We start from the raw sequence: 12,399 nt of genomic DNA on the forward strand, positions 1-12,399 counted from the left end.
GCGCACCAATGCAAGGCGGAGCGATCCAATAACAATGCCGGTGGCGAACGCAGCGGCCCAGGCCGCGCCACACGGCAAGCGGATGACTGCCCCGCATTGCCCGCTCGAGGGCATTGCCAGCCATTGCCAGCCAAAAGGGAGGAGAACATGATGGCCGTCTGGATTCTCGCGTTTGTGGTTGGTGCATGCGCATTGCTGCTCCGTCGCGCGCACGCATGGCAGTGGCTGATCGCGACCGCGCTGTGGGTGGGCGCCGGCGCCGCGCTGGGCCTGGCCGGCCCCGTGGCGAGCACGCTACTTGCCGTCGTCTTCATCCTGCCCGCCCTGCTCCTGAGCATCGGCCCGCTGCGGCGCGCGTGGATCACGGCCCCCGCGCTCGCCAAGTTCCGGACGATCATGCCGGAAATGTCGGATACCGAAAAAGACGCCATCGAAGCCGGCAGCGTCTGGTGGGACGCCGACCTCTTCTCCGGTCGTCCCGACTGGCGGAAATTCATGTCGTTGCCCGCGCCCGCGCTCTCCGCCGAAGAGCAGGCCTTCCTGGATAACGAGGTCGAGCGTCTGTGCGATCTGTCCAACGATTGGGAAAGCACACAAGTCTGGCAGGATCTGCCGCCCAAGGCCTGGCAGTACGCGAAGGACGCCGGCTTTCTCGGCATGATCATTCCCAAGCGCTACGGCGGTCTGGAGTTTTCCGCATATGCACATTCGCAGGTCGTGATGAAGCTCGCTTCGCGCTGTTCGGCCGCCGCCGTGTCCGTCATGGTGCCGAACTCGCTGGGCCCGGCCGAACTGCTGCTGCACTATGGCACCGAGGCGCAGAAGAACTACTACCTGCCGCGTCTGGCCAAGGGTGAGGAAATTCCCTGCTTTGCGCTCACCAGCCCCTACGCGGGATCGGATGCCGCCGCCATCCCCGATGTCGGCATCGTGTGCCGGGGCGTGCACGAAGGCCGCGAAACGCTCGGCTTCCGCGTCACCTGGAACAAGCGCTACATCACGCTCGGTCCGATTGCGACCGTGCTGGGCCTCGCGTTTCGCGCACTCGATCCAGACCATCTGCTCGGCAACGACGACGAACCCGGCATTACCTGCGCGCTCATTCCGACGCACCACCCGGGCGTCGTCATCGGCCGCCGTCACTGGCCGCTCAACGCCGTCTTCCAGAACGGCCCGAACTCCGGCAAGGACGTCTTCATTCCGCTCGACTGGGTCATCGGCGGCCGCGCGCAAGTCGGCAAGGGCTGGCGCATGTTGATGGAGTGTCTCGCGGCCGGGCGCGCCATCTCGCTGCCGTCGTCGAACGTCGGCTACTCGAAGATCGCCGTGCGCGCGACCGGCGCCTATGCCGCCGTCCGACGTCAGTTCCGCACCCCCATCGGCAAGTTCGAAGGCGTGCAGGAGGCGCTTGCGCGCATGGCGGGCAATCTCTACGCGATGGACGCCGCACGCCGTCTGGCGGCTCTCGCGGTCGACCTCGGCGAAAAGCCCTCGGTGATTTCCGCCATCGCGAAGTATCACGTGACCGAGCGCGCGCGAAAGGTCGTCAACGACGGCATGGACGTCGTCGCCGGCAAGGGCATCTGCATGGGCCCGAACAACTTCCTCGCCCGGGCGTATCAGCAGATTCCGGTGTCGATCACCGTCGAGGGCGCGAACATCATGACGCGCTGCCTGATGATCTTCGGCCAGGGCGCGATCCGCTGCCACCCGTATGTGCTCAAGGAACTCGCCGCCGCGCAAACCACCGACCGCGACGCCGCCGTGCGGGCCTTCGACGACGCCCTCTTCGGTCACATGACCTTCGTGACGAGCAACATCGTGCGCGGCGCGCTGCAGGGCATCACGCACGCACGCTTTTCCCCCGTGCCGTCGGACGCCGCGCCGGAGTTGCACGCGTACTACCGCGCAGCCAATCGTCTGTCGACACTGCTCGCCATCGCGGCAGACGTCTCGATGGCCGTACTGGGCGGCTCGCTCAAGCGCCGCGAGAGCATCACCGGCCGCCTGGGCGACATCCTCTCGCAGTTGTTCCTGCTCACGGCGACGCTCAAGCGCTTCGAGGACGAAGGACGCCCGCAGGCCGATCTGCCGCTGGTGCACTGGGCCGCGCAGGATGCCCTCTGGCAGGCGCGCGAAGCCTTCGAGGGCGTGCTGGCGAACTATCCGTCGCGCGCCGTCGCGTGGTGGATGCGCTGGAAGCTCGCGCCGCTGGGCCTGCCGTACGCCAGGCCTTCCGACGCGCTCGGCGCACAAGTCGCCGAATTGATGCAGACGCCGGGCGACGCCCGTGAGCGACTGATTGCCGGCAGCTATTCGCCGCGCCCCGAGATCGACGGACTGGCATACGGCGAGATCGTGTTCCAGATGACGCCGCAAGTGAGTGCGATCGAGCACCGTCTTCGCGCGGCTGTCAAGGAAGGCCGTCTGCCTGCCATGCCGCAGAGCCTGCCCGAGTTCACGCAATGGGTCGATCATGCCGCGTCGCTGCAACTGTTGAGTGACGACGAGCGTCGCGTGCTCGCGCAATACGCCGACTACGCCGCGCGCGCCGTGGCGGTCGACGACTTCCCCGCCGACTTCGGCCGCCTTGCCGATACACAACGGGCACAACAACTGGCCGCGGCCGACGAGGCCGTGACACCCTGAGCCAACGCCCCGCACATCACTCCGAGGAGCGCAGCGCTGTGACGACGTCCGACCGATACCTGACTTTCGCCAACTCCGCCGTGGGCAGCCGCCTGGCGAATGCGCTGGGGCTGCCTCGCCCCGTGCCGCTCGAACGCATGCCGTCGTATGGCGCCGCCGATGCGCCACCCCCTGCCCCGCCCCCGCCGTTGGCCGTCGTCGGCGGTGCGGGCGACGCGCCGCTGCTCCCTCGTCTGGCAAGCGAATTGCACCGGTTGGGCATTCCAAGCCTCGCCCACGCCGCACGGCTCGACTGGATTGCCCAGGCGAATGCCGCCGGAACGATGAGCGGGCGCTTCAATCCCGCCGAAGGGGTACGCCCCAAGGCGCTGTTGTTCGATGCGAGCGCCATCGCGAGCACCGACGAGCTGATCGCGCTCTACACGTTCTTTCACGACACGCTCGCCTCGCTCGACAAATGCGCACGCGTGCTCGTGCTGGGCCTGCCGCCCCATCTGGCGACGACGCCGCAGGCAGGCGTCGCGCAGCGGGCGCTCGAAGGCTTCGTGCGTTCGCTCGCGAAGGAACTCAAGCGCGGCGCCACGGCGCAACTGCTCTACGTCGCGCCGCATGCGCGCGACGCGTTGCACTCCACGCTGCGGTTCTTTCTGTCGCCCCGCGCCGCCTACGTCAGCGGTCAGGCGATCACGCTTCAGGAGCCCGTCTTCGACACGCCGCCGACGCGCGACGAACGCCCGCTCGCCGGTCAGATCGCGGTGGTGACGGGCGCGGCGCGCGGCATCGGCGAAGCCATTGCCACGGTGCTCGCGCGTGATGGCGCGCATGTCGTCTGCGTCGACATTCCCTCCGCGCAAGGCCCGCTCGACGCCGTAGCGTCCCGCCTGGGAGGAAGCGCCCTCGCCTGCGACATCGCCGGCCCCGATGCGGCGGCCACGCTGCTCGCCCATCTGGCGACCCATGCGCCGCGTGGGCTCGACATCCTCGTGCACAACGCCGGCATCACGCGCGACAAGACGCTCGTGCGCATGAGCGAAGCGCAATGGCAAAGCGTGCTCGACATCAACGTCGGCGCGCCACAACGTCTGAACAGCGCGCTACTCGACGCCGGCGTGCTGCGCACCAGCAGCCGCATCGTGGGCGTGGCGTCGATCAGCGGCATTGCCGGCAACCGCGGGCAAACCAACTACGCGGCGTCGAAGGCCGCCGTGATCGGCATGGTCGAAGCGTGGTCGCCCCGGCTCGCCGAGCGGCACATCAGCATCAACGCCGTGGCGCCCGGCTTCATCGAGACGCAGATGACCGCGGCGGTGCCGTTCGCGATTCGCGAAGCCGGTCGACGCATGAACTCGCTCGGTCAGGGCGGTCAGCCGGTCGACGTTGCCGAGACGATCGCATGGCTCGCCCATCCGGCCTCCGGTGCGCTGACAGGACAGGTCGTGCGCGTGTGCGGCCAAAGCCTGCTCGGCGCATGACCATGCCCGACGACCGCATGCCAGGGCCCGATTTTCCGGGCGGCGCGACACGGCACGTCACGCACCTGCCTTCGCCGCTCCATCTCTACGTGCGCGCCTTGCTCTCGTCGCGCAAACCCGCGCGTGCGCAGCCGCTGCCGCCACTGGCCTTCGAACGACGCGGCGTCGCCCTCGATGCAAGCGACATCGACCGCTACGCGCGTCTGTGCGGCTTCCCGGCCGGGTCCGCGGCGCCGCCCACCTGGCCGCATCTGCTCGCGTTCCCGTTGCACATGCTGTTGATGACGGATCGCGACTTCCCGTTCGCGATGCTCGGCATGGTGCATCTGGCCAATCGCATCCGGCAGCATGCGAGACTCGACGCGGGACAGCGGATCGATCTCGACGTGCGATGCGGCCCGCTGTACGCGCACGACAAGGGACAGGTGTTCACGGTACTCACGACGGCACGCCGCGACGGCGAAGTCGTCTGGACCGGCGAAAGCCTGTACCTGCGCACGGGCGTACACGATGCGCTCGGCGCCCCTTATCGTGCCGAACTGGCCGCCGACGCCTCGCTGGTCCGAACCGACACCTGGACACTCCCGGGTGATCTGGGCCGGCAGTATGCACGCCTGTCCGGCGACTACAACCCGATCCATCTGTGGCCCATCACGGCGAAGCTGTTCGGCTTTCCGCGCCCGATCATTCACGGCATGTGGAGCTTTGCGCGAGCGCTCGCCGCCGTGCTCCCCGCGAGGCCGGAGCCGCCGGCGCTCGATCTCCTCGTCGAATTCAAGACCCCGGTCCTGTTGCCCGGCGACGTCACTTTCTGGCGTGTCGCCGGCAACGGCGACGCTTCGCACGGCGCCGGCGCGATGTTCGAATTGTTTGAATTGCGCGATGCGGCGGGCGCCGTGCCGCACTTGCGAGGACGATGGCGGTTCGCACCGCCCACTGCCGTAACGCCGAATGCCGGCAACACCGCCAAGGCCTCGGGCATCTCGATCACGGCCCCCGAAACCAGAACCCAAACGGACCTTTCATGAGCGCCTTCAAACCCACCGCCCCCGCCCCGGCCTTGCGACGCGTTGCCATTCTCGGCGGCAATCGCATTCCGTTCGCACGCGCCAACACCGCTTACGCGACCGCGTCGAACCAGGACATGCTCACCGCGGCGATGCAGGGCCTCATCGATCGCTTCGAACTGCACGGCCAATGCCTCGGCGAAGTCGCTGCCGGCGCGGTGCTCAAGCATTCGCGCGACTTCAACCTGACGCGCGAATCCGTCCTGTCGACGACGCTCGCTCCGCAAACGCCCGCCTACGACGTGCAGCAGGCTTGCGGCACCGGGCTCGAAACCGCCATCCTCACGGGCAACAAGATTGCGATGGGCCAGATCGACGTCGCGATCGCGGGCGGCGTGGACACCGCCTCGGACGCCCCCATCGGCGTGAACGAAAAGCTGCGCAAGATCCTGCTCGAAGCCAACCGGCAGCGCAGCACCGGCGGCAAGCTCGGCGCATTCGCCAAAGCGCGGCCCGGCATGCTGTTCAGCCCGTCGTTACCACGGAATGGCGAGCCGCGCACGGGACTGTCGATGGGCGAGCATTGCGAATGGATGGCCAAGCGCTGGCAGATCGAGCGCGCCGCGCAGGACGCGCTCACGCTCGCCAGCCACCAGCACCTCGCCGCCGCCTACGAGCAGGGCTTCTTCCTCGATCTGATGACGCCGTTTCGCGGCCTGCAGCGCGACAACAACCTGCGTCCCGACGTCACGCTCGAAAAGCTCGCCAGCCTCAAGCCGGTCTTCGATCGCAGCGCCGCCGGCACGCTCACGGCGGGTAACTCGACGCCGCTCACCGACGGCGCCTCGTGCGTGCTGCTCGCGAGCGAAGACTGGGCGTGCGCGCACGACCTCCCGGTGCTTGCCTATCTGACGTACTCGCAAACCGCCGCTGTCGATTTCTTCAATCCGGACGAATCGCAACGCGAAGGACTGCTGATGGCGCCGGCCTATGCGGTGCCGCGCATGCTCGCGCAGGCCGGGCTGACGCTGCAGGACTTCGATTTCTACGAAATCCACGAGGCCTTCGCCGCGCAAGTGCTTTGCACGCTCAAGGCGTGGGAGGACCCGCAGTACTGTCGCGACAAGCTGGGGCTGGCCGCGCCGCTGGGCAGCATCGACCGTCAGCGTCTTAACGTGAACGGCAGTTCGCTCGCGTGCGGCCATCCGTTCGCCGCGACCGGCGGGCGCATTCTCGCCACGCTCGCCAAGCTGCTCGCCACGCGCGGGGGCGGACGCGGCCTCATTTCGATCTGCGCGGCTGGCGGTCAGGGCGTGGTCGCGATGCTCGAGCGCTGAGGCACGACGCACGGGCGGTGAGCACCCGGCGAGGCATAACGGCAAAGATCTCATAACGAAAACGGAATCGGCATCACACAGGGGCGGCCATAGCCACGGTCCCGCACGCGGACAAGCATTGCCAACGGCGCGAGCCGCCGAACGCGGGCGCCAGTGATGAACATTTCATGGAGACAACGATGGATCAAGCTGTCCAGCAAGAACGCGTCTGGCTCGATGCCTATCCCCCTGGCGTGCCGGCCGACATCGACGTCACGCGCTACACGTCGCTCGTGCAGGCCTTCGACGAATGGATCGCGAAGTATCGCGACCGTGTGGCGTTCGTGAGCCTCGGCAGCGAAATCACCTACGGGGAAGTGGCGCGCCAGGCACGCGCGTTCGCGGCCTGGCTGCAGGCGCAAGGCGTGCGCCCGGGCGATCGCGTGGCGCTCATGATGCCCAACTGCTTTCAGTATCCGATCTGCCTGTTCGGCACCCTCATCGCCGGCGGCGTGGTGGTCAACGTCAACCCGCTCTATACCGTTCGCGAGCTCGGACATCAATTGCGTGACAGCGGTGCGCAGACGATCGTCGTCTTCGAGAACTTCGCGAAGACCGTGCAGGATGCGCTGCCCGACACCGAAGTGCGCAACGTGCTCGTCACCCAGATCGGCGACCTGCTCGGACCGGGCGTCAACGTCAAAGGCCGCGCCGTGAACTTCCTCATGCGACACGTCGCGAAGCAGGTGCCGCACTACCATCTGCCGAAGGCGATCCCGCTGCGTCGCGCGCTCGATCGAGGCGCAGAGCATGCCCCGACGCCCGTACCGCTCGCCCGCGACGATCTCGCCTTCCTGCAATACACCGGCGGGACCACGGGCGTCGCCAAGGGCGCCATGCTCTCGCACGGCAACGTGCTCGCCAACCTGTTGCAAACCGAGGCGTGGGCCGCCGATCAGCTCGACGGCGACATCGAGGTGAACCTGTCGTTGCTGCCGATGTATCACATCCTCTCGCTCACGGTGAACTGCCTGGTGTTCATGAGTCTGGGCGGGCGCAACATCCTGATCGCGAATCCGCGCGACGTGAAGAAGGTCGTCTACATCATCCGCAACGAGACCTTCACCGGCGTCACGGGCGTGAATACGCTCTTCAACGGACTGCTGGAAAACAAGGAATTCCGCGCGCGGGATTTCTCGAAGCTGAAGCTGTCGCTCGCGGGCGGCATGGCCACGCAGCGCGCCATTGCCGAGCGCTGGAAACAGGTCACCGGCAAGCCGATCATCGAAGGCTACGGTCTGACGGAATGCTCGCCCATCGTCACCATGAATCCGGTCGATCTCGCTCACATGGACGCCTACGAGTTCACCGGCTCGATCGGTCTGCCCGCCCCTTCCACCGACGTGCGCTTCAGGCGGGAAGACGGCACGTGGGCCGGCATCGGCGAGCCCGGCGAGCTATGCGTGCGTGGTCCGCAGGTCATGCAAGGCTACTGGCGGCGGCCCGAGGAGACGGCCCGGACGCTCGACGCCGACGGCTGGCTCATGACCGGCGACATCGGCGTGATGGACGAGCGCGGCTACGTACGGCTCATCGATCGCAAGAAGGACATGATTCTCGTCTCGGGTTTCAACGTCTATCCGAACGAGATCGAGGACGTCGTGATGCTGCACCCCGGCGTGCGCGAAGCGGCCGTCGTCGGCGTCCCCGATCCGGTCGCCGGCGAGCGTGTGAAGCTCGTCCTCGTCGCGAGGGACCCACAGCTCGACGCCGAGACGATCCTCGCCCACTGTCGCGAGCAACTGACGGCATACAAAGTACCCCGCATCGTCGAATTCCGTCAGGGCGAACTGCCCAAGACGACTGTCGGCAAGATCCTGCGGCGCGAACTGCGCGAGCCGGCGCCGACACAGGCCACGCCCCTGTCCGCGCCGTAGCGCGGGGCAAAACCGGCGCGCGTGCCAGCGTTCGATTGGGATGCGCCGTCGGGACCGTCCCAGCATTACGCAGACAAGTCGCGTGTACTGCTCGATCTGAAAACCGGGCGCTCGCGCGGCATCGAAGCATGGGCCGCCGCCACGTTCAATCCGAAAAACCTCGATTACAAATTCCGGCAGGCACGACGAAGGCCCGCCGTCCCACAACGGGAGGGCGGGCCTTTTCACTGATTCTCCGATTCGCCCATCGAACGGCGCCCATGGCGCCGTCGACGGCGATGCACGACAACCGGCGACGCGCAGCGGCGTCGCCGCAGCGCAACCGTTCAGGTTTGCGGCAGTTCGATCTTCACTTCGAGCACTTCCAGGTTGTCCTGATGCTCGACGCTGACCTTGATGTCGTCTTGCGCGATCTTGACGTACTTGGAGATGACGGCGACCAGCTCGCGCTGCAGTGCCGGCAGATAATCGGCCGGCGGCGACGAGCCCGCGCGCTCATGCGCCAGAATGATCTGCAGGCGCTCCTTGGCAACGGCGGCGGTCTTTTTCTTCTCCCCCAGGAGGAAAGACAGGAAGGACATGGGCGCTCCTTACTTCGAGCCGAAAATGCGCTGCAACAACCCCGGCTTCTGATAGTCGGTAAAGCGCATGGGCTTGTCTTCGCCCTTGAATCGGCTCACCACGTCGCGGTACGCGTCGGCCACGTCGGTGCCGTCGAGATGGATCGCGGGAGTGCCCTGGTTCGATGCATGGAGCACCGACTCCGACTCCGGAATCACGCCGATGAGCTTGATCCGGAGAATTTCCTGAATGTCCTCGAGCGAGAGCATCTGGCCGTCGTTCACGCGCTTCGGGTTGTAGCGCGTAATGAGCAGATGCTCCTTGATCGGCTCGCTGCCTTCGATGGCGCGCTTCGTCTTCGACGAGAGAATGCCGAGGATGCGATCCGAATCGCGCACCGACGACACTTCGGGGTTCGTCACCACGAGCGCCTCGTCGGCGAAATGCATGGCGAGCAGCGCGCCCGATTCGATACCGGCCGGCGAATCGCACACGATGTATTCGAAGCCCATATCGGTGAGGTCCTTGATGACCTTCTCGACGCCCGCTTGCGTGAGCGCTTCCTTGTCACGCGTTTGCGAGGCGGGCAGGATGAACAGGTTCTCGCAGGACTTGTCCTTGATGAGCGCCTGGTTGAGATTCGCTTCGCCCTGGATCACGTTGATCAGGTCGTAAACCACGCGGCGCTCGCAACCCATGATCAGATCGAGATTGCGCAGGCCGACGTCGAAATCGATGACTGCCGTCTTGTGCCCCTGCAAGGCGAGGCCGGCGGAAAAGCTGGCGCTGGTCGTCGTCTTGCCGACGCCACCCTTGCCAGAGGTCACCACAATCACTTTTGCCATCTGTCGATGCCTTCCCAAACTATTGAGGATGAAATTAGCTACGAATCACTTGAGCCCCAGGGGCTCGAAAATCAATTTGTCGTCTACCAGCCGCACCTGCACCGATCGCCCCTGAACTTCGGGCGGCAGCGCATGTTCGCCGGTCCGGTATATCCCGGCGATGGAAATCAGCTCGGGCTCGAGGCAGGTGCAGAAGATGCGCGCGTCGAGCTTGCCCTTCACGCCTGCCAGCGCCCGCCCCCGCAGCGGCGCGTAAATGTGAATATTACCTTCCGCGATCACCTCCGCCCCGTAACTCACGAGATCGAGGATGATCAGATCGCCCTTCGCGTAGACCTGCTGGCCTGAACGCAACGGCTTGTCGATGATGGTCGAGGGAATCGCAGACGCTTCCGGAATGGCCGGCGCGGGCGCCGCCGCCACGGCTTCGGTCGCCTGCGTGGGCGCTGCCGCTTCCTCGTCGCGTGTGTCGCGTGAAGCACGCGAAACGCGCCGCTCGTGACTGTCCAGACGCGGCAGCCCGTCGACGACCGCCCATTCGGCCTGCTCGGTATTGGCGACCACGCCGATCGGCTTCATACGGAATTCGGCCAGCATTTCGGCCAACGCCGGCACGGCCACCCGCTCCTCGCCCGCCAGACGCCGCACGTCGATGGCGACCGTGTCCCCCGCAAAGAACTCCGGGGTGGCTTCGAACCGTTGCGCCAGCTCGGTGCGCAGCGTGTCCAGTTGAGGCGTCTTGACCACGAAATGCAGCGTGTCCACTGCACCGCTGCGTAACTCGAAATACGGCGTTTTCTTTTGCGGCATGTCAGGTTGTTGTGCGGGAATTGCTGGCAAATTGGGCCATTCTACCGTCCCTCCTGCTCGTGCAAACCCAAAATAAGTGGCACAAAGGGCCGCCTCGCATGAATTTCATCATTATTGCATCGCAGCAAATACAAGAATTTTGTATACGCTCCGAAGGCTCCGGAATGCTATCGGAATGACACCGTAATGTCATCACGACAGCCTATGCTGGCGGTGGGAAAGTTCATGAAGAGAAATGCTGCGACGCAGCATCGAAAGTGCGAATTTTGTCGCGCAAGTGCCATATTCGTGACCTATCCTTAAAGTCCCTGACGAGGGACCCCCAGTGGAACCGCAAACCGGGAGACGAAGATGCTGAGTCATCATGAATTTGCCACCCTGATGCTGGTCAAGGACGCTCCTGAGCAAGTGGAGCTTGATCGCCCGGATCTCGAATCGTTGCTCGAGAGCAAACTGATCGAATGGGAAGAGTTGGAAACGGGTGGGAAATCCCCGCGACTGACTGTCCAGGGCAAATATGTCCTTCAGGCCGTTGCCTGAGCGCCCAGCCTGTTTTAAGGTGTCAGCAGTAACGAAAAGCCCGCCTTCCGGCGGGCTTTTTATCTGGCGGGGGGCTCTCCCCCCTGCCTTCCCTGCGCAATTCAATCAACTGTGTCGGACGTCCCGGCGGTGCCGACGCCACGTGTGTCGGGCCGCGGGATGTTCACGACACCAGTTGCGATCGACGAGCCAGGCGACGGCAGCGCCGACGACCAGCACGATCACCAACATTGCAATCAAGCTCCCTGTAAGCATGGCGGCCTCCTAACTTCGACATGGCGGGATGGCACGTCTTCATTCTAGGCAATCCCTATCGAATTGGGTACCCGAAAGTGCTTCGGGTATACCGCGTTTGCCACAGGCCAAAAGTGCTGCGTTCGCCCGGCCAAAGTGTTGGCGCAGCGCAGCACGACACCTGGCGCAACGGCAATGCGCGACGATGATCCGTCGTCGCATTGTCGGAAGCCACTCATAGTGAGTCGACCACACCACCATCGACGCGAAGCGCCGCGCCGGTCGTGGCCGACGCCTGCGGCGACGCAACATAAACGACCATGTTCGCCACCTCCGCCGTACTCGCCGCGCGCTCGATGAGCGAACTCGGACGGTGCTCCCGCACGAACGCGGCGGCCGCCTGCTCCATGTCGGCGTTCGCCGGCACGCCCGATGCATGCAGCATTGCCGCCATGCCATCGGAAAGCGTCGGACCAGGCAGCACGGCGTTGACCGTCACGCCCGTGCCGCGCATGCGCTTTGCCAAGCCACGCGAGACCGCGAGCTGTGCCGTCTTCGTCATCCCGTAATGAATCATGTCCGCGGGAATGTTCAATGCCGACTCCGACGCGATGAAGACCACACGCCCCCAGCCACGGGTGGCCATGCCGGGCAGATAGGCGCGCGAGAGCCGCACCCCCGACATGACGTTGACATCGTAGAAATGCTGCCAGGCCTCGTCGGGAATCTCGAAAAAGTCCTGCGGACCGAAGATGCCGGCGTTGTTCACGAGAATGTCGACGTCCGGCACGGCGGACACCAGCGTGTCGCACCCGAGCGCGCTCGACACGTCGGCAGCCACACCGCGCACCTGTGCATCGGGTACGGCCTTGCGCAACTTCGCGACAGCGGCGTCCACTCCTTCGCGCGAACGGCCGTTGACGATGGTCGTTGCACCGGCCGCCGCCAGTCCGTGCGCGATGGCGAAGCCGATGCCGGCCGTCGACGCCGTCACCAGCGCCACCTTGTCCTTCAGATCGATATGCATG

Annotated in this window: 10 protein-coding genes; 6 read left to right on the forward strand and 4 right to left on the reverse strand. The window is 65.5% G+C overall.

The genetic code is table 11. From position 1 onward, the window contains the following. Positions 1 to 150: 150 nt before the first annotated feature. The 5 genes from RO07_RS14080 (at position 151) to RO07_RS14100 (ending at position 8,381) form a co-directional block, all read left to right on the forward strand. The gene (locus tag RO07_RS14080; RefSeq protein ID WP_039411548.1) at positions 151 to 2,649 is read left to right on the forward strand and encodes an acyl-CoA dehydrogenase; all 2,499 of its coding nucleotides are present in this window, start codon (positions 151 to 153) and stop codon (positions 2,647 to 2,649) included. Between the two features lie 38 nt (positions 2,650 to 2,687). Then, positions 2,688 to 4,121, forward strand: a complete 1,434-nt coding sequence (locus RO07_RS14085) for a 3-oxoacyl-ACP reductase (protein WP_039411551.1) — start codon at positions 2,688 to 2,690, stop codon at positions 4,119 to 4,121. 650 nt (positions 4,122 to 4,771) lie between these two features. After that, a complete protein-coding gene (locus RO07_RS26910) occupies positions 4,772 to 5,149 on the forward strand; it encodes a hypothetical protein (RefSeq protein WP_418303723.1) in 378 nt (125 codons plus the stop codon). Further along, positions 5,146 to 6,465 carry an acetyl-CoA C-acetyltransferase gene (locus RO07_RS14095; protein ID WP_052267316.1) on the forward strand — a complete coding sequence of 440 codons (1,320 nt, stop codon included), beginning with the start codon at positions 5,146 to 5,148 and terminating at the stop codon, positions 6,463 to 6,465. The genes RO07_RS26910 and RO07_RS14095 overlap by 4 nt, the downstream gene beginning before the upstream one ends. 179 nt (positions 6,466 to 6,644) lie before the next feature. Beyond that, the gene (locus RO07_RS14100; protein WP_039411554.1) at positions 6,645 to 8,381 is read left to right on the forward strand and encodes an AMP-binding protein; all 1,737 of its coding nucleotides are present in this window, start codon (positions 6,645 to 6,647) and stop codon (positions 8,379 to 8,381) included. Positions 8,382 to 8,707: 326 nt separating this feature from the next. On the opposite strand, the gene minE is transcribed toward RO07_RS14100, so the two are convergent. From minE to minC, 3 genes are read right to left on the reverse strand one after another with little or no spacing between them, the layout of a single operon-like run. After that, the gene (gene minE / locus RO07_RS14110) at positions 8,708 to 8,962 is read right to left on the reverse strand and encodes a cell division topological specificity factor MinE (protein WP_010808102.1); all 255 of its coding nucleotides are present in this window, start codon (positions 8,960 to 8,962) and stop codon (positions 8,708 to 8,710) included. 9 nt (positions 8,963 to 8,971) lie between these two features. Next, positions 8,972 to 9,787 (reverse strand): septum site-determining protein MinD, encoded by an 816-nt coding sequence (minD, locus tag RO07_RS14115; protein WP_039411556.1) that lies wholly within the window; start codon positions 9,785 to 9,787, stop codon positions 8,972 to 8,974. A 45-nt stretch (positions 9,788 to 9,832) separates the two neighbouring features. Continuing rightward, on the reverse strand, positions 9,833 to 10,597 hold the full coding sequence (minC, locus tag RO07_RS14120) for a septum site-determining protein MinC (RefSeq protein WP_039411558.1): 765 nt from the start codon (positions 10,595 to 10,597) through the stop codon (positions 9,833 to 9,835). A 351-nt stretch (positions 10,598 to 10,948) separates the two neighbouring features. Here minC and RO07_RS14125 point away from each other — a divergent pair, with 351 nt between their 5' ends. Further along, entirely contained in the window at positions 10,949 to 11,137 is a 189-nt protein-coding gene (locus tag RO07_RS14125; protein WP_039411560.1) for a hypothetical protein, read from the forward strand. 469 nt (positions 11,138 to 11,606) lie between these two features. Here RO07_RS14125 and RO07_RS14130 read toward each other — a convergent pair whose 3' ends face one another. After that, a complete protein-coding gene (locus RO07_RS14130) occupies positions 11,607 to 12,398 on the reverse strand; it encodes an SDR family NAD(P)-dependent oxidoreductase (RefSeq protein ID WP_039411562.1) in 792 nt (263 codons plus the stop codon). Position 12,399: the final 1 nt, after the last annotated feature.

The organism is Pandoraea pulmonicola (assembly GCF_000815105.2).
GTDB lineage: Bacteria > Pseudomonadota > Gammaproteobacteria > Burkholderiales > Burkholderiaceae > Pandoraea > Pandoraea pulmonicola.

Bases quoted from the DNA above. Each gene is read 5' to 3' on its own strand.
- RO07_RS14125 (WP_039411560.1), top strand. From the start codon at position 10,949: ATGCTGAGTCATCATGAATTTGCCACCCTGATGCTGGTCAAGGACGCT.
- minC (WP_039411558.1), bottom strand. From the start codon at position 10,597: ATGCCGCAAAAGAAAACGCCGTATTTCGAGTTACGCAGCGGTGCAGTG.
- RO07_RS14130 (WP_039411562.1), bottom strand. From the start codon at position 12,398: ATGCATATCGATCTGAAGGACAAGGTGGCGCTGGTGACGGCGTCGACG.
- minE (WP_010808102.1), bottom strand. From the start codon at position 8,962: ATGTCCTTCCTGTCTTTCCTCCTGGGGGAGAAGAAAAAGACCGCCGCC.
- minD (WP_039411556.1), bottom strand. From the start codon at position 9,787: ATGGCAAAAGTGATTGTGGTGACCTCTGGCAAGGGTGGCGTCGGCAAG.
- RO07_RS14095 (WP_052267316.1), top strand. From the start codon at position 5,146: ATGAGCGCCTTCAAACCCACCGCCCCCGCCCCGGCCTTGCGACGCGTT.
- RO07_RS14100 (WP_039411554.1), top strand. From the start codon at position 6,645: ATGGATCAAGCTGTCCAGCAAGAACGCGTCTGGCTCGATGCCTATCCC.
- RO07_RS14080 (WP_039411548.1), top strand. From the start codon at position 151: ATGGCCGTCTGGATTCTCGCGTTTGTGGTTGGTGCATGCGCATTGCTG.